This is a genomic window from Paenibacillus sp. FSL H7-0940, from assembly GCF_037979415.1.
Classification (GTDB): Bacteria; Bacillota; Bacilli; order Paenibacillales; family Paenibacillaceae; genus Paenibacillus; species Paenibacillus amylolyticus.
Genome location: NZ_CP150280.1, coordinates 7,001,047 through 7,022,848 on the forward strand (window position 1 = coordinate 7,001,047; position 21,802 = coordinate 7,022,848).

Genomic DNA, 21,802 nt, shown 5'->3' on the forward strand with positions numbered 1-21,802 from the left:
GTTAAATATGGAAGCCAGACGTTAGAGCCTGGCTGTTTCAGATCAAGGCAAAGGCGTCGTAGCCCTCCGTGAGGGCAATGGCGCCTTTGCTGTAAAGAGTGCAGCCGTCTCCTTGACCCATTGTCTGGAGGTCTCGCTGAGGTCCTCTTTTTCCCCATAGATCATACAAGTTGTTCTGCGGGTCTGCTGTAATTGAGGCAAATGAACAGAAACAAGATCATTGTCCGCGAGCAATTGTGGACGAAGATATGACTTGGGCAATAGAGCAGCAGCTTTGGCGGAAGGCAGAAGTCGGATGATCGCTTCGAAGGAATCAATCTCCATGCGAATATCCGGCATCACGGCACAGCGCTGGAAGAGATCGTCCGTTAATTTGCGATACCAGGTGCCTTTGGAGAACGTGATCATCGGCAGATCCTGCAAATGCTCCATCCCGGCTTCTTTACCGGACAAGGGGTGTGTAAGCGGCACAACCAGTTCCAGGTGATCGTCAAAGAGCGGCACACAGTTAAGCCCCACTTCGCTGATGGAGGAGGCGACAATGCCCACATCGGCTTTTTTGTCACGCACAAACGACACAATCTCATGTGTTTTACCCGTCAACAGTTTCAGTTCGGCATTTGGATGTTTCTCCATAAAGGCATTGACGAGAGGTGGTAACGTAGTTTGAAGCGTCGTCAGACTGGCTCCAAGTGTAATGGTGCTCTGTTCTTCGTCTTTATACTGGGCCAGCATGGTGAGGAACTTCTGTTGTTGCTGCTTCTGTTCTACAGCGTAGGTATAGGTGAACTGGCCTACACTGGTTAACTCCAGCCGTTTGCCACGGCGGTGGAACAGGGCAACTCCGAGTTCATCCTCCAATTTGGCGATTTTGCGTGAGAGTGCGGGTTGGGACAAGTTCAGTAACTTGGATGCACGGTTGAGGCTGGACTGCTCCACGACCGCTGCAAATGCATTTAACTCCTCAAACATGAACAATAACCTCTTTTCCATGAATGTGATTCTTGCCCTTGCTCAATCGTTTTCCATGTTGTATAGCCTGTAAACCGAATGTTTCACTGCTTATACCTATAGGTTATAACATTTAATAATTATATTGCAATTCCCTTATAAGAAAAAAAGGAGTAACATGAACCGTGACACAAGTTGTTCACACCTGGGGAAAACGGAACAATTTGTCGAACCTTTTCATGGAAAAGGATTCGTGTCATGATAAGTGAAATCATTTATGAAAACGTTGTATTTAGCGAAAGGGGATCGACATTTTATGAAAGGGTTTTACTCCAGAAAGCTGCACTCCTTGCTTGGCGTCATTCCGCTCAGTTTGTTTTTTGTTGAGCATTTGGTGACGAACTTCACGGCAGTTGAAGGCGGCAAAGAAGCTTTTTACGGTGCCGTTGCATTTCTGAACGGTTTGCCTCTTGTTATTGTAATTGAGGCATTACTTATCTGGTTGCCGTTGTTCTATCACGGTGTTTATGGTCTTTACATTGCCTATCAGGCCAAGCCTAACGTTGGGCGTTACGGTAATGAGCGCAACTGGCGCTACACGTTACAGAGGGTAAGCGGTATTATTACGTTTGTATTCGTCATCTGGCACGTATGGGAGACGCGAGTACAGATTGCGCTGGGTAATGTATCCCATGAAGAGATTGGCGGCGTCATACATGATGCGGTGACGAATCCGATAACCTTTGCGATATATATGATCAGTGTGGTTGCGGCGTCATATCACTTTGCCAATGGTCTGTGGTCGTTCCTCGTTAGCTGGGGAATTACGGTTGGTCCGCGTGCGCAACGTGTATCCTCTTACGTATGTATGAGCTTGTTCGCTATTGTTTCCATCATGTTTATTGCTTCACTATTTGCTTTCCGGAGCATTGATTTCCAAACAGCTACTTCGATGATTGACGCAGTAAAAACAGTTCTAATTTAAGCATTTAGCGTATAAATGCTGACTTATAAGGGAGTGAACAGCAATGGCATCAACGAATGTAATTATTGTGGGCGGCGGTCTCGCGGGATTGATGGCGGCGATCAAATCGGCTGAAGCCGGAGTCCATGTTCATTTATTTTCACTGGTTCCTGTTAAACGATCCCACTCTGTATGCGCACAAGGCGGCATTAACGGAGCGGTAAATACCAAGGGTGAGGGTGACTCCCCATGGGTACACTTTGATGATACGGTATACGGCGGTGACTTCCTTGCGAACCAACCTCCTGTTAAAGCGATGTGCGAAGCAGCACCTGGCATCATTCACTTGATGGACCGTATGGGCGTAATGTTCAACCGGACACCGGAAGGTTTGCTTGATTTCCGTCGTTTCGGGGGAACGAAGCATCACCGTACGGCGTTTGCCGGAGCGACAACAGGACAACAATTGCTCTATGCATTAGACGAGCAGGTACGTCGCTGGGAAGCAGCTGGCCTGGTTACGAAATATGAGAACTGGGAGTTCCTGCAGGCAGTTTTGGATGATGAAGGCGTATGTCGCGGGATCGTGGCTCAGGATCTAAAAACGATGAAGGTACAGACCTTCCCGGCAGAAGCGGTTATTCTGGCGAGTGGTGGTCCGGGGATCATCTTCGGTAAAACGACCAACTCTGTAATTAACACAGGTACAGCGGCAAGTGCGGTGTATCAGCAAGGTGTAAATTACGCAAACGGGGAGTTCATTCAGATTCACCCAACAGCCATTCCAGGGGATGACAAGCTACGTCTCATGTCTGAATCCGCGCGTGGTGAAGGTGGACGGATCTGGACGTACAAAGACGGAAAACCTTGGTACTTCCTTGAAGAAAAATATCCATCCTACGGTAACCTGGTTCCACGTGATATCGCGACTCGTGAAATCTTCAGCGTCTGCGTAGATATGGGTCTGGGTGTGAACGGCGAGAACATGGTTTATCTCGACCTGTCGCACAAAGATCCGAAGGAACTGGATGTTAAACTCGGCGGAATCATTGAGATCTATGAGAAGTTCATGGGTGATGACCCGCGTAAAATCCCAATGAAAATCTTCCCGGCAGTCCATTATTCCATGGGCGGCATGTGGGTAGATTACAATCAAATGACTAACATTCCGGGGCTGTTCGCAGCTGGTGAATGTGAATATCAATACCATGGTGCGAACCGTCTGGGTGCAAACTCATTGGTATCTGCGATCTATGGTGGTATGGTGGCTGGACCAAAAGCGGCTGAATATATCAAAGGACTTAAAAAATCGTCCGCTGATATCCCATCTTCCGTATTTGAGAAACACACCAAACAACAAAGCGACAAGTACGAAGGCATCTTGAAAATGCAGGGCACGGAAAATGCCTATGTCATCCATAAAGAGCTTGGCGAGTGGATGACAGCCAATATGACGGTTGTGCGCTACAACGACAAGCTTGAAGCCACGATTGGCAAGATCAAGGAATTGAAAGAGCGTTATGGCAAAATCAACATGTATGACAGCTCTGGTTGGAATAACCCGAGCGCAGCATTCACTCGCCAACTGTGGAACATGATTGAACTGGCAGAAGCAATGACTCTCGGTGCTCTACTCCGTAACGAAAGCCGCGGCGCGCATTACAAACCGGAATTCACGGAACGTAATGACGAAGAGTTCCTGAAAACGACTATCGCAAGTTGGTCGAAGGAAGGCCCGAAAATCTCGTACGAGCCAGTAGACGTATCCTTGATCCCACCACGTATCCGGGATTACTCCAAGGATTAAGAAGTATCACACTATTCATGTAATGAATAGTTAAACACCTGAACGGAGAGGCAGGAGAACTTTGGAGAAGCAAAGCTTTTTCAAAGTTACTGCCATCAAAGTGAAGGAAAGACCCAGAAGAAGCAAAGCCCTAGCGATGCTTCAGAACTTCAATACTGCCTCCAGCATGAATGGAGTGCAGTTTTCCAGCAAAGTTACCCAGTGCACAACATAGCGGAAGAAGCGGAAATACCCAGAAGAAGCAAAGCGCCTTAGCGATGCTTCAGAACTTCAATACTGCCCATCCAGCATGAATGGAGTGCAGTTTTCCAGCAAAGTTACCCACGTGCACAACATAGCGGAAGAAGCGGAAATACCCAGAAGAAGCAAAGCGCCTTAGCGATGCTTCAGAACTTCAATACTGCCCATCCAGCATGAATGGAGTGCAGTTTTCCAGCAAAGTGACTCTGTGTGCACAACGTAGCGGAGGAAGTGGAATTGACCTGAAGAAGCGAAGCGTCCGCCTTTGATACCCCATTTTATTCAATAGAGATCCATTCAGTAAAATGGGGGAGCAACAGTGGTCGGAAGGTCATTCCACTGACGGAGCGCCACCCGTGCACCAAAAGAGTAACTTTGCGCATCAGCAACACCAATCATCGTCACCAGAGGAGGGGACTACGATATGGCGGAACAAGCTACAGCCAACAAAACCGTCAAGTTTATCATCACCCGTCAGGATAGCCCGGAGTCATCTTCGTACAACGAAGAATTTGAGCTTCCGTACCGTCCCAACATGAATGTGATCAGCGCCCTGATGGAGATTCAGCGGAACCCGGTCAATACAGATGGCAAATCCATTGCTCCCGTGTGCTGGGATTCCAACTGTCTCGAAGAAGTCTGCGGTGCCTGCTCCATGGTCATCAACGGCAAGCCTCGTCAAGCATGTGCAGCCCTGATCGACAAGCTCGAACAGCCCGTTCGTATCGAACCGATGAAGACATTCCCGGTGGTTCGTGACCTGGTCATCGACCGTAGCCGGATGTTTAGCGCCCTGAAACGCGTAAAAGCATGGATTCCGATCGATGGTACCTATGACCTCGGTCCAGGTCCACGGATGCCTGAGAAGAAGCGTCAGTGGGCATATGAGCTGTCCAAATGCATGACATGTGGAGTATGTCTGGAGGCATGCCCGAACGTCAATGAGAAAACAGACTTTATCGGTCCAGCAGCACTGTCCCAAGTGCGCCTGTTCAACGCTCACCCAACAGGGGAGATGAACGCCGACGATCGTCTGGAAGCGTTGATGGAAGACGGAGGCATTGAGGGCTGTGGTAACTCACAGAACTGTGTGCAATCCTGTCCAAAAGGCATTCCACTGACAACCTCCATTGCCGAAATGAACAAACAAACGACCAAGCATATGTTCAAACGCTGGTTGGGTGTATAATCTCGTCATAACATGTGCAGAAGTGTAATCTGCAACTTAAAAGAAGTCGTGATCCCGTGCAGCAACATGCCGGAGATCCCGGCTTCTTTTTGTAATGAAGCAGAGGAACCGGGCTACCCATGCAGAATATGATATACTAAGGGGATGGATTAAGAGCGTAGAAGGAGGGGGAGATATGGCAGAGACACCGCGTCAGGGCAGCAACAACTCGCCGTCCCAGCGCTCGCACAAAGCATCAGGTGCAGAAGAGTCTGTGTTTCCTGGAGAAGAAAAGGATCATGATCCCTCTCGCCGAAGTTTCTTATTGCGCATGGTTTTGATGACAGCGGGTGCCAGTTTGCTTACAGGAGGTTATGCCTGGTTATGGGAACCGCGTCGTCTGGAGATCAAGCAAGTGGAGCTGAAACTTCCGAAGTTTCCAAAGGCATTTGACGGTTTGCGTGTAGTTCAGTTCAGCGATGCCCATCTTGGTTTTCATACCGGGGTGAAAGAGCTGAAAAAGCTGGCAGCAACGATTGAGGAGCAACAACCGGACTTGATTTGTTTTACCGGAGACATAGTTGAGAGGGAAGCAGAGCCGATGCGTGAATGTATTCCGGTACTCGCCTCCATGCAAGCGAAGTATGGCAAATTTGCAGTTTTGGGGAATCATGATTATCGGGGCGGACAGCAGAATGAAGTGACAACCATGTTCCGTGAAGCTGGATTCACTTTGTTACGGAACGAACATGTGGTGATTGAACAAGGGGGCGAACGTCTGGCCATAGCTGGACTGGATGACGCACTTACAGGCAGGCCTGATCCTGCCCAAGCTATCAAGGGATTGGATCATGATGTGTGGAAATTGTTACTTATGCATGAACCGGATTATGCCGACATTGCCACTCCCTATGGTTTCGGATTACAACTTTCCGGTCATAGCCATGGTGGACAGGTACGTTTTCCCTGGATCGGGGCACTGACAACTCCGCGAGGTTCACACAAGTATGTTCAAGGATTGTATTACACGGATGTCCAGGGGGTATATTACACCACCCAGACACAGATGCCGGTGTATGTGAATCGTGGTTTTGGCATGACTCAACTGCCCATTCGTTTTCTGTGCAGACCAGAATTAACGGTGTTTGAGCTTAAAGGATCAACCACATAAAAGAATATAAGATGAATATAAAACATAAAGGATTCAACATGAATGGAGGTTATCCAGATGGAAAGAATTGCGATTGTATCCGACATTCATGGCAACATGACTGCCTGGGAAGCAGTGTTAAAAGATATCCGAAGTCGTGGCGTGGAGCGAATCTTTTGTCTTGGTGACCTCGTGGGCAAGGGACCAGAACCGGTAAAGGTTGTGGATCAGGTGAGAGCGACGTGCGAACTTGTTATCCGTGGCAATTGGGATGAACTGGTTGCGGTTAACCAAGACAACGAGAACTTTACGTGGCAAGCAGAGCGGCTGGGTGAGGAACGATTGGCGTACTTGGCGGGCCTACCCTTCAGTCATCAATTTCAACTGAGCGGTCGCACCATCCGTCTGGTCCATGCTTCACCTCAAAGTGTATACCATCGTGTACAGCCGTGGGACGCGATGGAAAAGAGGTTGGCAATGTTTGATCCTCCGGCTGATGATCCTGAGCAAGGTGTTGCAGATGTTGTAGGTTATGGGGATGTGCATAACGCATACTTGCAGTATATGAACGGCAAGTTACTGTTTAATGCAGGCAGTGTTGGTAATCCACTCGATCTTCCCCAAGCTTCCTACTGTATTCTGGAGGGTGAAGACAGCAACGATAACAATACCCCGTTCAATGTTCAATTCGTGCGGGTGCCTTATGATATTGAGCGAGAAGTACAGGTTGCACAGTCGGCGAATGTTCCTGCATTGGAGTTCTATATTCGTGAGATTCGTACGGGTATCTATCGCGGGCTGCAGGAGTAGTCAGCATCTGGACCTTTTAGCGTGATGAATTGAATGATGCAATATATTAATACTAAAATGCGAATACTAAAGTTCGTGGATCAGTTCAAATGGTATTACGCCGGATCATCATCAGAGCATGCTTGTCTTACCGGACTAGAGCCCGTTTAGGCAAAAGGAGCGATTGTCATGCTTACCCGAAAAATGCTGGTTCAAGGTCTGCCGGCTTTGTGGACAGAGCGTCTTGTCCTGCGATCATTACGTCAAAGTGATTACAGCACATTATCGGAACTCTTTTCCGATCCTCAAGTCATAAGATATGTGAATAGGGGAAGCCAGCCCACGCCAATCAGGGCGAGACGCTTATTGAACCAGATACGGAGCAGCAGCGCCAAGCTGGATTCGTTACATTATGGGATCTGCTGGAGAGGCAAGGAACAAGTTATTGGGATCACCTCATTCCAGCACTGGAATGATCAGAATGGTACCGCACAGATTGGTTATATCCTGAACAGGTCCTGTTGGGGCAGAGGTGTGGCTACCGAGGCGGTACAGCGGCTGCTGCAGTTTGGATTTGACGATCTTCATCTGGGGAGGGTGGAAGCACGTTGTTATGAGGCTAATGTATCTTCACAACGGGTGCTAAGCAAAATAGGGATGTCCTATGAGCGGAGTCTTCCCTCGTTCGGACTGAATGATGAGGATGACGAGGGATCAGAATCCCTGATGGATGTTAAAGTGTATAGCATGTATCGGGAACAATACGTACGCCCGCTTCAGGAAAAAGACCTGCAAACTCTGGTATCTGACAAGCCGCAATGACATAGAGTAAGAGTAGTCAAACGTGAATGAATCGAACTTCAATCATTTGTTACACAATTGAAATATAGCTGCAATTGAACTCTAACAGACAGGGGGTAAACTTATCTCATGACCCCCTTTTTGATAATAGATAATGCTGTTGGGACCCGCGCGAGCGGGTTCATTTTTTTGTCCATATAAGTTAACTGTGGAATATTTACACTGGCCACTCCGATGACAGAATAACTTTCCGATCGCTGTTATACCCGGATTTTTTTGATTTCCATATTTTTGAAGGGGAAATCCGGGGATAGCGTATGCTTCCGATGCAGCTTTCTTTCAGAAAGCTTTTAGGCGACCGCTTCGCTTCTTCACGTTATTTCTGTCCTCTCCGTTATCGTGTAAAATATAATTATATTTCCTTATATAGGGCAATAAAAGGCCCCCACGGCGTGAACAAGCGCGCTGTGGGGGCCTTTGTGTTTGCTATTTTTTACAGTGGAACAACCTGCATCTGTTTCTGCTTGAAGTATACCCAGTCGGTGAATCCGATCTCCTTGAGACGTGTACGAACGTCATCCAGCTCGTCTGCAACCCGCTGTGGTTTATGAGCATCCGATCCAAATGTCACCTTCACTCCATAATGATGGGCGCGTTCCAGAATGGCATCCGAGGGATACCAGCCACCGCTGAGTTTGGTTTTGCCAGATGTGTTAATTTCGATCGCTACGTTGGATCCTGCAATGACCTGCAACGTTTCATCAATGGCCTGATCAGCGATAATATCGGAGAAAGGTGGATAGTTTCCTTTCATCGCATCAATATGTCCAAGAATCTGGAACATACCGCTGCGAGCCGATTCCCGAATTAATGAATAATAACTTTCTTTCACTTCAACTTTGCGAGCATTGCTTAGGCCATTCCACCGGGTTTTGTTGAAGATACTCACATCCTCGGTATGGTGAACTGAACCAATAATATAGTCAAAAGGATACTGTCCCAGTGTGGTACGGTACAATTCTGCATGAACAGGGAAGTAGTCGGATTCAATGCCGAGCAGCACATCGATTTTACCAGCGTACTCTTCTTTCAAAGCAAGGACTTCTTCCACATAATGCTGCAATTCCGACTTGCCCATTGCGATCCGGGGAAATGCCTGCTCAAGCTCACTGCCAAAGTACGGCGTATGATCCGAGATACCGATGGCCTGAAGTCCTACCTTAATACCTGCCTCTATATAATCGCGGATGTTGCCGTCTGCGTGACCACAACGAAAATGATGTGTATGAAGATCAAATTTCATATGGAATCCTTCCTTTCTCATGGCTCATTGTCATTCTGAACTGATGAATTGGGTTTCCGGCATACCTTTGAGGTCACTTATGAACTGCTGCATCGCTGAGTTAAGGTATCGACTGGACTTATAGATGACACCAACAGGGTGACTGACCTCCAGCTCACTTAAGGGTATCATTCGCAATGTACCTTGACGCAACTCATGCGCAACAGATTGTTTGGATATGACAGCTGCCCCGAGATCAATCTCGACCATCCGTTTCACTTCTTCGCTGCTCGACAACTCCATTACAATATTAGGTTCAATATTATGTTTCTTGAAGATAGTTTCCGTAAACCTTCGTCCTACGGTATCAGGGGACAGCAGAATCAATGGTGTACTCCGGAGCACATCCACTGCAGCATGTTTTTTCTTTGCCAGCGGATGGGAAGGAGATACCACGAGTTCAAATGTGTCATAGTAGAGCACAGATGTATTCAGGTTGGGATTACGCTCCGTGAGATAACCGATACCAATATCAACCAGACCATTTTCGACCTGAGTATAGATCTGTGATGAAGGAAGGGACTGGATACTGGTTTTGATCAGCGGGAATTGATCTTGGAAATAGGATAACACCCTTGGCAAGATCTGAATAGCAATGGAAGTTGTTGTGCCTAATACGATACGTCCCTGAGGCGTTTCATCAAGATCGGACAATTTTTGTTTCAACTCATCAACGATGTCGAGCATCCGTTCAGCGTGCTCCAGGAATACCTGTCCACGGTCTGTCAGGGTAACGGGTTGGTTCCGATCCACAAGAACGGTGCTGAATTCGTCCTCCAGACTTTTGATCTGGGCCGAGACGGCAGGCTGGGTCAGGTTCAGAAGTTCTCCCGCTTTGCGGAAGCTCATCGTTTTGGAAATGGTAATTAGTGTCTCCAGTTGGCTTATGTTCATAGGTGACCTCCTTGCAGGCAAAATTTCTTGATTATGTAGTGTTTAGTGTGATGTAATCCCGTAACTGGTTATTGTTCCGTTATCTTAAATTATAGGTGATTCAGGACAGCAGAGCAATGAAGGTAATGATCAGGATCAAAAGTAGTTCAAGAGACTGTGAAAAAAACGCGAATACAAGAATTTGATTTTTTTTACAGTTGCGAAAAAGCAGTAATAAAGTCCTAAATGCCCTTTGCCACGCACGATGATCGAAATGCTTTCTTCAAAAGAAGTGAAAAGCGCTGTTTATTCGCTAGAATCAGCTATAAACATTTGCCCCACGGATGACGATAAATTATAGTACACATGGTTTAACGAATTCTTAATGAATTCTTGTACGTGATAAAGTATAATAAATTTAATGAATATGGGACTTTTGGTGTGTGACCAATAACCCAGTGCGAGGGGGACATAGACAGTGAAAGCGGAAGTGATTAATCCTTTCCTGGAATCGGCACGGAACGTATTCGAACAGCTCATCCAGGTTTCGCCTTCCACCGGGAGTCTTGGCGTGAAAAATGTAGAGTACATTGCAGACCATGTCTGGATCGTGATCGGAATGACCGGACAACTTAGCGGAAACATTGTATTTGGAATTAATGAACAAGTTGCATTGAAAATTGTATCTGCGATGATGGGTGGTTTTGTCATTACAGAAATGGATGAAATGAGCAAAAGTGCGATTTCCGAACTGGGGAATATGATCAGTGGTAACGCCAGCACGATCCTGTCAAACCAGGGTGTTGTGGTCGATATTACACCTCCACAAGTGATGAAGTCCGAACATCTGACTACATTTAGTGCAACGAAAGCACTGAGTATTCCTTTGCTGATGGACGGCATTGGTGAGATGGATATTCAGGTCATGATCTCGTAGAATAGAACCATACGCCTCAAAAGGCAATATGTGTTCAATACGGGAGGACATCACGGATGCTGAAAGATCAGGTAGTGTTTATCACAGGTGCATCGAGTGGTATCGGTGCGCTGTGTGCGCAGATGCTGATAGAAGAAGGAGCCATCCCAATTCTGGCTGCCCGTTCACGGGACAAGCTGGAAGAGATTGGTGCCTCGCTGAAAGGGCCGCATGAATTACTCACACTTGATGTTACGGATAGTGAGCAGGTTCAGGCAGCTGTGGATGCGATATTGCATAAATACGGACGAATCGACATTTTGCTGAACAACGCAGGATACGGGAAATTCGCAGCGATGACAGAGATGTCTGTACAGGAATTCGATGAGATGATGGACGTTAATTACATGGGCATTGTCCGCTGCACCAAAGCAGTCCTTCCACAAATGCTGGAACGTGGCAAAGGTCAGATTGTGAACGTGGCCTCCATGGCTGGCAAAATAGGTACAGCCAAATCCGCTTCCTATACAGCTACGAAACATGCTGTACTTGGATTTAGTAATGCGCTGCGTCAAGAGCTTCGCAAGACTGGTGTCATGGTGACAACGATTAATCCGGGTCCGATTGATACACCATTTTTCCATCGGGCTGACCCTTCTGGCAATTATGTGAATAATGTACGCTGGATGATGTTGAAACCGGAAGACGTTGCGGGTCATATGATTCGGGCGATGAAAAAGCGCAAGGAAGAAGTGAATCTGCCAAGACTTGCTTCTGCTGGCATATGGCTGTACCAGCTATTTCCTCGTCTTGCAGATCGATTGTCGCACGGTGTAATGAATCAGAAGTAAATGTGATACGAGGCATCATATACGGAATGAAAGAAAGGCTCCGCCGAGGGGCTTTTCTTTTTTTTGGCGTGTATACATACAATTCTGGAATAAGATTTGGTACACAGGCTTTTTTCGCATATAATGAAAGGTAATGTGATGACAGGCTTCGGTAATATCCGTACAAGCAAGGCTAGCATCAAAATGAATAAATTAAAAGGATGGACATACATGACGAATCAAACATTTGCTTCAATTGGCGTGGAACAGGATCTGGAGGCCGTTTTGGCGAAACATGGCATTAACGAACCTTCACCTGTACAGGCTCAGACAATCCCGGTTATTTTGGAAGGCCGAGATGTCGTATCCAAATCCCAGACGGGAACAGGAAAAACGCTGGCATATCTGCTGCCACTGTTACAATCCATCAAAATGGATATCAAAGGTACGCAGAAACTCATTATTGCACCTACGCAAGAGCTGGCGATGCAAATTGTACGTGAAGCGCAGCGTTATGCGGAAGAACGTAAGATTGGCGTATTGGGTCTAATTGGAGGCGCAGCGGCTAAACGTCAGATCGAGAAGCTGCGTGAGCATCCACAATTGGTTGTGGGTACACCGGGACGACTGAAGGAATTGATTACACTCAAAAAACTGAAAATGCACAACGTCTCTACGATTGTTATCGATGAAGCAGACCAAGTGTTCCAACTTGGCGGCGTAAGTGACGTGAACTTTGTACTTAAGAGCGCATTGCGGGACCGTCAGCTGATCTTCCTGTCAGCAACCATTGATGAGCATACAGCTGGACTCGCAAAGCGTGAGATGAAAGAGCCTGTGCAGATCGGAATTGAACCGGATCGAGCTACGGCCGCGGGCCTTGAGCATTATTATTTTGTAGAAGAAAACCGTAACAAAATTGACATGCTGCGTCGTCTGGTTAGACAGTACAATCCGGATCGGGCAATCGTATTTGTGAATGCAACCGAAGATATTGGTGAAGTTGAAGCAAAAATGAATCATCTGGGCTTGTCCGCTGCTGCGCTGTATGGGGATGCTGACAAAGTGACCCGCAGTAACGTATTGTCTGCCTTCCGTAATGGCAAACTTCAGTTGCTGATTGCAAGCGAAGTGGCTGCCAGAGGACTGGATATCGAAGGTTTGCCAATGGTCATTAACTATGACCCTGCCTTTGACTCGGAGCACTATGTTCACCGTGCAGGTCGTACAGGCCGGATGGGACGCTCGGGTATCGTTTTGTCCATTGTGGATGAAACACAGATCTTTATTATGCGTAAATTCGCACGCGAACTCGGAATCGAACTGTCAGAACGTGTACTCTTTGGCGGTAAAGTACTGGAGGCTGACCCGCGTCCGGACACGCGGCCTGAGGGACATTCGTTCTCCAGAAAACCAGGACAATCCAGAGATCGCAAACCAGGTCAGGGCAATCGTAATGGGGGAACCCGAGCTACAATCTCCAATTCGCGTCCGGAAGGTAGCAAACCAACAGGTAATACAGGCCGCACGGAGCGCGACCAGGATCGTAAAAACAAAGGAGCACCCAAGTGGAGTAAAGACAAAGCGCCACGCTCCGAAGAATAGAATCTGACGAAAGGGGTGCAGGGATAGATGGAAAACGTTCAATCGCCTGTTCTGCAAATCAGCGGGTTAAGCGGAGGTTATAGTGCCAAACGGCCCGTCCTTCACGGCATCGATCTGGAAGTTGGACGTGGAGAGATGGTCGGACTAATCGGCTTAAACGGTGCTGGCAAAAGCACAACCATGAAACACATCCTCGGCTTGATGACCCCTCAACAGGGCGAAGTGCGAGTGATGGGCAAGAAGCGGGACGAGGATGCGCAGATCTACCAATCGGCTATGGCATTTGTACCGGAATCACCCGAACTGTATGATGAGATGACGGTGATGGAGCACCTGGAGTTTACGGCAAGAGCGTACAATGTGTCTGAGGCTGATTTCAAACAACGTACGGAGAAACTGCTGGAACTGTTCCGTATGAATGAGAAAAGTACAAGTCTGTCGACTCACCTGTCCAAGGGGATGAGACAAAAGGTCATGATCATGTGTGCTTTTGTGGCCGGACCACCACTGTACATCATTGATGAGCCTTTCCTGGGACTGGACCCGCTGGGTATTCGCTCTTTGCTTGATTTTATGCTGGAGATGAAAGCTTCGGGATCATCCATCCTGCTCAGTTCACACATTCTGTCCACGATTGAAAATTACTGTGACCGTTTTATCGTTCTGCACCGTGGGCAGGTTATTGCTCAAGGTACGCTGAATGAACTGCGCTCCCAATTCGGGGAATCGGATGCCACGCTGGAGCACATGTTCTATTCCCTCGTACAAGGCAGGGATTGAGCATGGATCTCAAGCTGCTATGGAAGCAAAGACGCACAGGATTCTGGAACGGAATTCTTCCTTATCTGGGTTATGTGATCCAGAGCGGTGTAGCTATGGTCTTTTTATTTCTCGTCATTGCGTTCTCCGCCTGGTATACATCGTTTGTCCAGAACATTCCGGCGGAATTTCCGATTCGCTGGGTTGCATTGCTGCTGCTGGCACCGCTAGTGCTGTTTAGCAGTTATCGTACATATCTGCTTCCGGCAGATATCGTGTTCCTGCGACCACAGGAATACCGGATGCAGGAGTATTTGAAGAACAGCTTTGCCCGGGGCATCGTCTATAAAACTCTGGGCTTGCTGCTTGTATTTGTTACACTGTGGCCCCTCTATGTCAGAGCAGATCTGGATGCACGGCCATTTGGCTGGTTCATCGTGTTCCTGCTGCTGTGGAAAGGGTTGTCCAGTTATGGAGCATGGCAAGAGCTAAGAATGGTTCAGGTCGGGGCAGCAAGAGGATATCGTCTCTTGCGATGGGCTCTGGCAGTGCTGGCGATTGGCGCTTGGCTGTGGCAGCCACCGCAGCGCAGCGTCTGGTTCCTGCTGTTGCTGGCTGTTGTCTACATTGTCGCCTTGCGTATACCGGTGAAACATCGTGTTGCGTGGGAACGACTGATTCAGGTAGAGCAGGGTCAGGCTGGCAGGGTTATGCGTACGCTTGGCTGGTTTGTCGATGTACCTTCATCCGGACAGAAAGTAAGTTCGCGTCGCTGGCTAAGCAAATTGGGGAGTGGTCTTCCCTGGAATGCAGGGAAAGCTTACCGTTACTTGATAACCAAAACGTTTGTTCGAACCGAAGTGTTCTCAATCGTGTTACGCCTAGTTGTACTGGGCATGTTACTATCCTGGTGGACAGCAGGCAGCTACTTTGGTGTCGGGGTGTATCTGTTCTTCCTGTTACTTGCAGGTGTTCAGTTAGGTGCGCTGCGTCGCAGTCATAGTGAATCGTTCTGGATTATGATCTATCCAATCTCGGGTGAGAGTCGTCGTTCTCAGGTGTTGGGATTCATATTCCATCTACATGCACTGGCTGCGTTACTCATGTGGTTGCCTATGCTGGCTGCCGGAGCAAGCGGACTGACTGTCACCGGAGTAGCACTTATTTTGGGTATACTGGTGATTGTGATCATGCGGCGTTCGCAAGGTAACAAGTGGTTGAAGGAAGAAGAGGACGAGTAAACGATCGGACACCTGACCAACTCGGATTATTACATTGGGTTCATCAGTGAGAGGTACAAAAGATAACAAAAGAAGGGTATGCCGGGCTGTATCCCGGTATACCCTTCTTTGTGCTGTAATGGAATCATGCAATCAGATCACTTGGTTCTGCGCAAGTGTGTATTGGTACTAACAGAGGAACGATTTAGTGATGATTACGAGCAAGATGAACAGAACGAGAATAGCACCTGTGTTTGTAAATCCTCCGCCGTAACCGCCGCATCCATAACCGCCTCTTGTATCTTCAACTCCAGACATGGTCATTCCCCTTTCAAGTGGTTGTTTGGCACGCCCTTGCGTACATCGTATATTATGTGCCATGGGGGTAGGCTGATTGGGCCGATGCCCGGTAAAGCCAGAAATTAAAGCTTTTGGGCTGATAAAACACAAAAGAACCCTTCGTATATTCAGTGACATGAAGCGTCGCCGTTATACAAAGGGTTCTTATAACATTCAGGGTACAGGTCTGTGTTAACTAAGTCGTCCGCAGATCCTGAACTCCACGATAGATGGTTTCATACAGATCTTCCAACCCGGATTCTTCAATACAGGAGAAGGCGATTCGAAGATCCGATTCACCCAGCGCGATTGTACCCACACCATATTTGTGCAGCAAATGGCTTCGAAGTTCTTCAGCGCCAACTTCTTTTAGCTTCAGGCACATGAAGTAACCGGAGTTGAACGGATAATAGTCCCATGCATCTCCATACTTGCCGCTATCGAGAATGGCTTTTACCTTATTGGCGCGGCCTTTCATAATCTCGAACTTCTCCTGTTTCTGTGCTTCAAATTCCGGTGCTTTGAGCGCATCCAGTACAAAAGTCTGGGAAGGATGCGGGCCACTGGAGATCGTTGCCCGGATAATACCGAGTGTTTTTTGTTCCAATGCATGCAGAACGGCTGCATCTTCATGGGCATACGTAATGAATCCAACGCGGAAGCCCCATACGAATTCTTCCTTGGTTGCACCATCCACTTTTACGGTCAACACACGTGGATGAATGTTGGCAAGTTTGCCAAACAGGGATTCATGAATAGAATCTTCGAAGAACAGTCCAAAGTAGGCATCATCTGTTACAGCAACCACGTTAACGCCGGCTTCAGCTGCCTGAAGAATCGTGTTCACAATGGCATCTGCTTCTTCGGCTCCAGGCGTATAACCTGTAGGGTTATTCGGGAAGTTGAGCAGCACGATGGCTTTACCTTTGTCCTTTTGATCAAGCAAAGCCTGAAGAAGACCATCACTGTTGAAGTTCAACTGATCATCGAACAGGGGATAATGAACCAACTGGCCATGACGACGAATTCCGAAGGTCAGCTCGTAATTTTCCCAGTTTTTATCTGGATATATGACAGCGTCCCCTTCATCGGCGAACAGGTCGGCTACGATACTTAGTCCATGGGTTAATGCATTGGTTACAATCGGATTGCCAAACGTTTTGCCTTCCAGAGAAGGCGTTTCCTTCAGCATCTTGTCTCTCCAAACGGTCCGCAATTCAGGTTTGCCTGCAGGTGGAGCGTAAGGATACAGATCCTTTGGCTGGAATGCAGACAGCTTCTCCTGAATAACCTGAAGATGCATCGGCACACCACCCTCCAGGGCGATACCAATCGTGGCATTGTGGGTCTTGGCCAAGCTTGCTGCTTCAGCAGATTGACTCAAGATCCCCTCTTTAGGGAAATAAATTTCTTTGCCAAGCTGTGACAGCATGGAGTAGACGTGACTGCTGCCTGTCTGAATACTTTCGTTCAACTGTTCAGCCAGTGGATTCATTCTTTTCATCCTTCCAAGTCTTTGTGATTCAACTGCCTAACATTATATCACCTTGACATGCCCCCGTCACGGAAATTACGCAATATGACAGTTATATCACTTTACCGCGTTGTTGCAGAGGGTTTTCGGGTGGGTTATCGTTGTATTCGACCTTGGAGTAATCCTCAAGAAATGAAACTTATTGTTGATGAAATGGACAGTATTTCCGCATCATTTCAGCAGTTTCGGCATCTCTTCCTTCATTGCGCTGTTCCAGTTCACCACGGATATGATCCAGGCGTTCAATAGACCAATTTTGTCCAAATTTAAACTTGGCGCTGATCCGTTCAGGACTAATTCGGACTACGGCTACAGCTTTGAGGTTTCCTGTGTAACGCGAGTCAGTAGCGTCAATGGGTACATATCCGCCTTGCGGCTGGAGTTTTTCCATGAATCGTTGCAGTACCTTACCTTTGATGTCCAGATCTTTAACCGGTTCTGCCTGACCAAAGGCCATGACACTTTTGAAGAAAGAAGTCGCTGGACAAGCCAGCTCAGGATCACTGAAGTAGGATGGAATCAGGGAGAACTCTTCAGCTACCGTGAAACTGACCGACGAATCCTGTTTGATCTGTTTCATCTTCTCACCAGCCAGACTGCCGTGAAAATAAAAGCAACCGTCCATATATACGAAATTCAGCGGTGTAACCCGTGGTTGTCCGTCCGGGCTGACCGTGCCCAGAAACCCGAAGGAGCACTGATCCAGAAATGTGGTAATTTCCTGTTCTTCATCTACTGTGAATTCTTTCCGTCTCATGTGTATTCCCCCATCATTGAATGTATAATAGAACGCCATATCTTATGGATAACCATAGTTCATACATTGACAATGAAATAGATCCAATTTACATTCACTTTAGTAGGCCAATTAGTCGGGGATCACAGATGAATACAAATGAAGAGAGGTGCATGATGGAATTGTGGCTGCCGATGGATACCTATGAACTTCAGCATCGATACAAGTATGAGGCCTTGTACCATGCGTTACGTGATGCCATTCATGCAGGCACATTGGTGGGAGGCACGCGGCTTCCTTCCACCCGTGAGCTGGCAAAGCAATATGAGATGTCACGTGGTTCGGTAGCTCAGGTATATGACATGTTGCTTGCGGATGGTTATGTCCATGCACATCGGGGAAGAGGTACATTTGTCACCGAAACATTATCCACTCAGGAAAATGAAAAACAGGAAGCCGTTCTCAAGTTGTCTCCCTGGGGCGAACGAGTACAGAGGTTGAATACACAACATGAAATCCTGCGGACTCAGATGTCTTCACCGAAGGCGTCCGTCATTAATTTTCAAATGCAGCGCATGCCTGCAGAACATTTCCCGTTAGGGGAGTGGAAGAGTGCACTCGCTGCGGTTCATCGCAGTGGTTGGCGAGAATCAAGCGGTGTAGCAGGTGATCCGGAGCTGCGTGAGGCCATCGCCTCCCATCTCAGATGGACACGTGGTATTCAGGCTGAACCCTCTCAGATTGTATTGTTCAGTGGTTCAATGCAAGGCATCACCTTACTATCCCAGCTGTTGATCACAGAGGGGGCAGCAGTTGTATTGGAGAATCCGGGTTATCCAGGCATCGCCCATGCCGTCAAGTCCTGTGGTGGGCATATCATCCCGGCAGAGGTGGATGCCGCAGGCATTATTCCTCAGCCTTGGGAGGCACAGACGTTATTTGTCACCCCTACCCGGCAGTTTCCAACAGGGGCCGTGCTGGGATTGGACAGAAGACGTGCCTTGCTTGCTTGGGCCTCGAAGCGGAATGCGGTCATCATTGAAGATGATTATGACAGTGAATTCCGATGGGGTGGAAGGCCTATTGAACCCCTCAAAGTGCTTGATCGTGAACAGCGCGTCATCTATGTTGGTTCATTCTCACAAACGATGGTTGCTTCGTTTCGACTTGGCTACGCCGTCCTGCCACCTGGTCTGGTAGAACCTCTGCTTGCCGCCAAGGCGTTGTATGAACCGGTACCTCCGGCGCTGTTAGAGCAGCGCGCACTGGCAAAATTTATGACCAGAGGAGGTTACCTGAGGCACTTACGACGGTTAACCCGGTTATATGGGGAACGGCATGATTTTTTTGTCCGAGAGATGGAACTACAGTTGCCGGAGGCATTCACGATGCAGCTTGGTGATGCAGGACTGCATATCTACGCTACCTGGAATGGCGATGTGGACAGTTATCAGCGATTTAAAAAGCTTGCTCAGGAGGATGGCATACTGTTCCGTGATGCAGAGCGATATCGGCTGACTTCAGGTCATCCGGCGGCCTGTTTTGCTTTTGCACATCTGGAGAAAGAAGAGATGACAGAGGGAATCCGGCGAATGCGGCTAGCCTGGGAGAAGTGCACATTTTCGTTTCGGTGAATTCCGCTGTATAATGGGATAAGACATTTCGCTCCTGTAGGGGCAGAGATTATATATGAGCAAGTTGTATTTAATCATGCAAGATACTGAAATACATATGGCCTGGATTGAAGAAGTGAGATTCAGATCAGAATGATGCCATATGCAGAGAGATTAACTATCAAGGGGGAGTGGCGACATGCTGCAGGCATCGCCGTCATCATTTGTTATTTTGCCCGCTGTCGCCAAAATTGTCTGTGAACCGGGCTGGAAGTGGCAGAAACGGGAAAAACCGATGCAAAACTATGATTTATTTTATGTATGGAGTGGTGAAGGAACGCTTGTATTGAATGACCAGTCGTATGAAGTTGGCAAGGGGAGTTGTTTTTTGTTCAGGCCAGGAGATCATCCTACTGCAACACATAATAAGCAAAAACCGTTGGTACTTACGTATATTCACTTTGATGTGGACGTGCCTGTTGCTGACGTTCCCCAGTCCTATCGCGAGGTACAGGAAACGGTGGAGTTTGAGCATTTGCTGGCACGTTATGTAAGACTGTTCTTATCGGATGTGTACGGACGTGATGAAGAGAGCCGATTGATTCTGAAACAATTGATGATTCATCTGCTGCGTGCCGATACGGAAGAACCTGTGGAGAAAAAGGTAAGTAACCAGTTGTCCGATGTGATCCAGGAGGTCGCCAATTATGTGCGTCAGCATCCGGGGATTACGCATCGGGTGGAAGATCTGGCTGCGCGGGCTGGCTTATCGCCCCGATACTTCTCGATCAAGTTCAAGGAACTGGTGGGATCATCGGTGCAATCTTATATTATCCGCATGCGTATTGAACGGGCGGAACATCTGCTGGTGCATACCGGCATGAATGTGACCGAAGTGGCGGATGCTCTGGGCTACCGGGATATTTTCTTCTTCAGTCGTCAATTCAAGCAGTATACCGGCAAAAGCCCGTCCGAGATTCGTTAAAATTCTAATGAGAAAAACAGGACACCGTTTCAAGTCTGGAACGCAAGGGTAATTATCTAGCATTCCAGATGACCAAAAGGGGGAACTTGTGATGAACGGAAAACGTCGGGTCCGCAACCGGGGATGCTCTACGAAGGGATGCAATATTTTCCGGAACCGTCTGCGTCGCTTCAAACCGGCAGAGGACTTGCAAGATGTGTGGTTTTGAGGAGAACTCAGCAGACCAATAACGACGGAGCGAAGCTTCGTATTGCATGTATATATGGATGAATATGAATTCATAAAGAGGATGGCGCAATACCTGGTTACAGGTGCTGCGCCATCCTCTTTATTTGCGTATGGACTCATTAGTTCTTCGGTTTCAAACGACCAAGCAATGCACCCATTTTGACCGAATCGCCTGGCTGTAAGCCCGGGTTTGGTTCGAATGTGCCACTCTGCGTCAGCAGAACAACGGTGGAACCGAATTCAAAATAGGCCAGATCATCGCCTTGTGCCCAGGTACTTATGTCCGTATCAGCATATTGTATGCTACTCACGTTCATCGCACCTACTTTGACAACCGCCACTTCACCGTAATCATGTGCGATATACGTAATGAGTCGTTCGTTTCGACTAAGCACGGATCTCATATGGGTCAGGCCAAAGTCATTCACGGGATAAACTTTGCCTTTGATGTGTTCGCTCTCTATTTTGCGGCCGCTGACAGGTGCATGAATGCGGTGATAGTCGCGAGGGCTGAGATAGAGGACGAACCCGTACCCGTGCTTGTACTTCTCCAGATGGGGAGAATGGTTTAATAATTCAGCAAGTGTATAATTTTGTCCCTTAACATTCAGGAGTGTCCCTGCAGATATTGGACCAGCTGCCGTAATCTTGGCATCTACCGGGCTGATCAGTGCATGCTCTGAAAGTTCCAACGGGCGCATGCCCGGCTTTAATTTGCGGGTAAAGAAATCGTTCAGTGAACGGTATTCCTTCCAGTCTTTCTCGGCCTCCTGAACAGGGATGTCGTAGGTCCGGACAAAATAAGGGATAAATGCCTTACTTCCCCGGCTTTTGGAGAAGGCTCCCACGGTCCGGGAGATCCATTTGCGCGAAGAAAGCTCGGTCATTAATCGCAACAGCGTTTTTGCCATGAATATCCCCCTTAGGGTTAATGCGAACTTCAAGGCCGGCA

General features: G+C 47.9%; 20 protein-coding genes. 13 read left to right on the top strand and 7 right to left on the bottom strand.

The window, feature by feature from the left end:
* Positions 1-42: 42 nt before the first annotated feature.
* Entirely contained in the window at positions 43-972 is a 930-nt protein-coding gene (locus MHB71_RS30775) for a LysR family transcriptional regulator (protein ID WP_036673385.1), read from the bottom strand.
* A 295-nt stretch (positions 973-1,267) separates the two neighbouring features.
* Between MHB71_RS30775 and MHB71_RS30780 the strand changes: the two genes are divergently transcribed.
* From MHB71_RS30780 to MHB71_RS30805, 6 genes are all read left to right on the top strand, one after another.
* The gene (locus MHB71_RS30780; RefSeq protein ID WP_036605792.1) at positions 1,268-1,936 is read left to right on the top strand and encodes a succinate dehydrogenase cytochrome b558 subunit; all 669 of its coding nucleotides are present in this window, start codon (positions 1,268-1,270) and stop codon (positions 1,934-1,936) included.
* A gap of 43 nt (positions 1,937-1,979) precedes the next feature.
* Entirely contained in the window at positions 1,980-3,722 is a 1,743-nt protein-coding gene (sdhA, locus tag MHB71_RS30785; protein WP_036673387.1) for a succinate dehydrogenase flavoprotein subunit, read from the top strand.
* A 664-nt stretch (positions 3,723-4,386) separates the two neighbouring features.
* Positions 4,387-5,151, top strand: coding sequence for a succinate dehydrogenase iron-sulfur subunit (gene sdhB / locus MHB71_RS30790; protein ID WP_036605794.1), 765 nt, complete (start codon positions 4,387-4,389; stop codon positions 5,149-5,151).
* Between the two features lie 175 nt (positions 5,152-5,326).
* Positions 5,327-6,301, top strand: a complete 975-nt coding sequence (locus tag MHB71_RS30795) for a metallophosphoesterase (RefSeq protein ID WP_047841272.1) — start codon at positions 5,327-5,329, stop codon at positions 6,299-6,301.
* 57 nt (positions 6,302-6,358) lie between these two features.
* Complete coding sequence (locus tag MHB71_RS30800; RefSeq protein WP_340028417.1) at positions 6,359-7,090, top strand: metallophosphoesterase family protein; 732 nt, start codon at positions 6,359-6,361, stop codon at positions 7,088-7,090.
* Between the two features lie 168 nt (positions 7,091-7,258).
* Complete coding sequence (locus MHB71_RS30805; protein WP_053061418.1) at positions 7,259-7,891, top strand: GNAT family N-acetyltransferase; 633 nt, start codon at positions 7,259-7,261, stop codon at positions 7,889-7,891.
* A 472-nt stretch (positions 7,892-8,363) separates the two neighbouring features.
* On the opposite strand, the gene MHB71_RS30810 is transcribed toward MHB71_RS30805, so the two are convergent.
* Positions 8,364-9,173: a histidinol-phosphatase gene (locus tag MHB71_RS30810; RefSeq protein ID WP_340028418.1), complete on the bottom strand. Its 810-nt coding sequence runs from the start codon at positions 9,171-9,173 to the stop codon at positions 8,364-8,366.
* 30 nt (positions 9,174-9,203) lie between these two features.
* Positions 9,204-10,106, bottom strand: a complete 903-nt coding sequence (locus MHB71_RS30815; protein ID WP_036605798.1) for a LysR family transcriptional regulator — start codon at positions 10,104-10,106, stop codon at positions 9,204-9,206.
* A gap of 457 nt (positions 10,107-10,563) precedes the next feature.
* Here MHB71_RS30815 and MHB71_RS30820 point away from each other — a divergent pair, with 457 nt between their 5' ends.
* The 5 genes from MHB71_RS30820 (at position 10,564) to MHB71_RS30840 (ending at position 15,436) form a co-directional block, all read left to right on the top strand.
* Positions 10,564-11,022: a chemotaxis protein CheX gene (locus MHB71_RS30820; protein ID WP_036605799.1), complete on the top strand. Its 459-nt coding sequence runs from the start codon at positions 10,564-10,566 to the stop codon at positions 11,020-11,022.
* A 56-nt stretch (positions 11,023-11,078) separates the two neighbouring features.
* Positions 11,079-11,852 (top strand): SDR family oxidoreductase, encoded by a 774-nt coding sequence (locus MHB71_RS30825; protein ID WP_047841269.1) that lies wholly within the window; start codon positions 11,079-11,081, stop codon positions 11,850-11,852.
* Positions 11,853-12,062: 210 nt separating this feature from the next.
* Positions 12,063-13,436, top strand: a complete 1,374-nt coding sequence (locus tag MHB71_RS30830; protein ID WP_340028419.1) for a DEAD/DEAH box helicase — start codon at positions 12,063-12,065, stop codon at positions 13,434-13,436.
* Between the two features lie 27 nt (positions 13,437-13,463).
* Positions 13,464-14,216 carry an ABC transporter ATP-binding protein gene (locus MHB71_RS30835; RefSeq protein ID WP_036605802.1) on the top strand — a complete coding sequence of 251 codons (753 nt, stop codon included), beginning with the start codon at positions 13,464-13,466 and terminating at the stop codon, positions 14,214-14,216.
* Positions 14,217-14,218: 2 nt separating this feature from the next.
* The gene (locus MHB71_RS30840) at positions 14,219-15,436 is read left to right on the top strand and encodes an ABC transporter permease (RefSeq protein ID WP_340028420.1); all 1,218 of its coding nucleotides are present in this window, start codon (positions 14,219-14,221) and stop codon (positions 15,434-15,436) included.
* 168 nt (positions 15,437-15,604) lie between these two features.
* Here the strand turns inward: MHB71_RS30840 and MHB71_RS30845 are convergent, their stop codons facing one another.
* The 3 genes from MHB71_RS30845 to MHB71_RS30855 all read right to left on the bottom strand — a co-directional run bounded on the left by MHB71_RS30845 (position 15,605) and on the right by MHB71_RS30855 (position 18,045).
* Positions 15,605-15,733 (bottom strand): hypothetical protein, encoded by a 129-nt coding sequence (locus MHB71_RS30845; protein ID WP_017692471.1) that lies wholly within the window; start codon positions 15,731-15,733, stop codon positions 15,605-15,607.
* Between the two features lie 217 nt (positions 15,734-15,950).
* Positions 15,951-17,249, bottom strand: a complete 1,299-nt coding sequence (locus MHB71_RS30850) for an aminotransferase class I/II-fold pyridoxal phosphate-dependent enzyme (protein WP_091020859.1) — start codon at positions 17,247-17,249, stop codon at positions 15,951-15,953.
* A 178-nt stretch (positions 17,250-17,427) separates the two neighbouring features.
* The gene (locus tag MHB71_RS30855) at positions 17,428-18,045 is read right to left on the bottom strand and encodes a pyridoxamine 5'-phosphate oxidase family protein (RefSeq protein WP_340028421.1); all 618 of its coding nucleotides are present in this window, start codon (positions 18,043-18,045) and stop codon (positions 17,428-17,430) included.
* 155 nt (positions 18,046-18,200) lie between these two features.
* Between MHB71_RS30855 and MHB71_RS30860 the strand changes: the two genes are divergently transcribed.
* Positions 18,201-19,658, top strand: coding sequence for a PLP-dependent aminotransferase family protein (locus tag MHB71_RS30860; RefSeq protein WP_340030253.1), 1,458 nt, complete (start codon positions 18,201-18,203; stop codon positions 19,656-19,658).
* Between the two features lie 178 nt (positions 19,659-19,836).
* The gene (locus MHB71_RS30865; RefSeq protein WP_036605807.1) at positions 19,837-20,622 is read left to right on the top strand and encodes an AraC family transcriptional regulator; all 786 of its coding nucleotides are present in this window, start codon (positions 19,837-19,839) and stop codon (positions 20,620-20,622) included.
* A gap of 347 nt (positions 20,623-20,969) precedes the next feature.
* Here MHB71_RS30865 and asd read toward each other — a convergent pair whose 3' ends face one another.
* A complete protein-coding gene (asd, locus tag MHB71_RS30870) occupies positions 20,970-21,761 on the bottom strand; it encodes an archaetidylserine decarboxylase (RefSeq protein ID WP_036605808.1) in 792 nt (263 codons plus the stop codon).
* Positions 21,762-21,802 lie beyond the last annotated feature (41 nt).

Coding starts and splice junctions, on each gene's coding strand:
- MHB71_RS30775 (WP_036673385.1), bottom strand. CDS start 972: ATGTTTGAGGAGTTAAATGCATTTGCAGCGGTCGTGGAGCAGTCCAGC.
- MHB71_RS30780 (WP_036605792.1), top strand. CDS start 1,268: ATGAAAGGGTTTTACTCCAGAAAGCTGCACTCCTTGCTTGGCGTCATT.
- sdhA (WP_036673387.1), top strand. CDS start 1,980: ATGGCATCAACGAATGTAATTATTGTGGGCGGCGGTCTCGCGGGATTG.
- sdhB (WP_036605794.1), top strand. CDS start 4,387: ATGGCGGAACAAGCTACAGCCAACAAAACCGTCAAGTTTATCATCACC.
- MHB71_RS30795 (WP_047841272.1), top strand. CDS start 5,327: ATGGCAGAGACACCGCGTCAGGGCAGCAACAACTCGCCGTCCCAGCGC.
- MHB71_RS30800 (WP_340028417.1), top strand. CDS start 6,359: ATGGAAAGAATTGCGATTGTATCCGACATTCATGGCAACATGACTGCC.
- MHB71_RS30805 (WP_053061418.1), top strand. CDS start 7,259: ATGCTTACCCGAAAAATGCTGGTTCAAGGTCTGCCGGCTTTGTGGACA.
- MHB71_RS30810 (WP_340028418.1), bottom strand. CDS start 9,173: ATGAAATTTGATCTTCATACACATCATTTTCGTTGTGGTCACGCAGAC.
- MHB71_RS30815 (WP_036605798.1), bottom strand. CDS start 10,106: ATGAACATAAGCCAACTGGAGACACTAATTACCATTTCCAAAACGATG.
- MHB71_RS30825 (WP_047841269.1), top strand. CDS start 11,079: ATGCTGAAAGATCAGGTAGTGTTTATCACAGGTGCATCGAGTGGTATC.
- MHB71_RS30830 (WP_340028419.1), top strand. CDS start 12,063: ATGACGAATCAAACATTTGCTTCAATTGGCGTGGAACAGGATCTGGAG.
- MHB71_RS30835 (WP_036605802.1), top strand. CDS start 13,464: ATGGAAAACGTTCAATCGCCTGTTCTGCAAATCAGCGGGTTAAGCGGA.
- MHB71_RS30840 (WP_340028420.1), top strand. CDS start 14,219: ATGGATCTCAAGCTGCTATGGAAGCAAAGACGCACAGGATTCTGGAAC.
- MHB71_RS30845 (WP_017692471.1), bottom strand. CDS start 15,733: ATGTCTGGAGTTGAAGATACAAGAGGCGGTTATGGATGCGGCGGTTAC.
- MHB71_RS30850 (WP_091020859.1), bottom strand. CDS start 17,249: ATGAATCCACTGGCTGAACAGTTGAACGAAAGTATTCAGACAGGCAGC.
- MHB71_RS30855 (WP_340028421.1), bottom strand. CDS start 18,045: ATGAGACGGAAAGAATTCACAGTAGATGAAGAACAGGAAATTACCACA.
- MHB71_RS30860 (WP_340030253.1), top strand. CDS start 18,201: ATGGAATTGTGGCTGCCGATGGATACCTATGAACTTCAGCATCGATAC.
- MHB71_RS30865 (WP_036605807.1), top strand. CDS start 19,837: ATGCTGCAGGCATCGCCGTCATCATTTGTTATTTTGCCCGCTGTCGCC.
- asd (WP_036605808.1), bottom strand. CDS start 21,761: ATGGCAAAAACGCTGTTGCGATTAATGACCGAGCTTTCTTCGCGCAAA.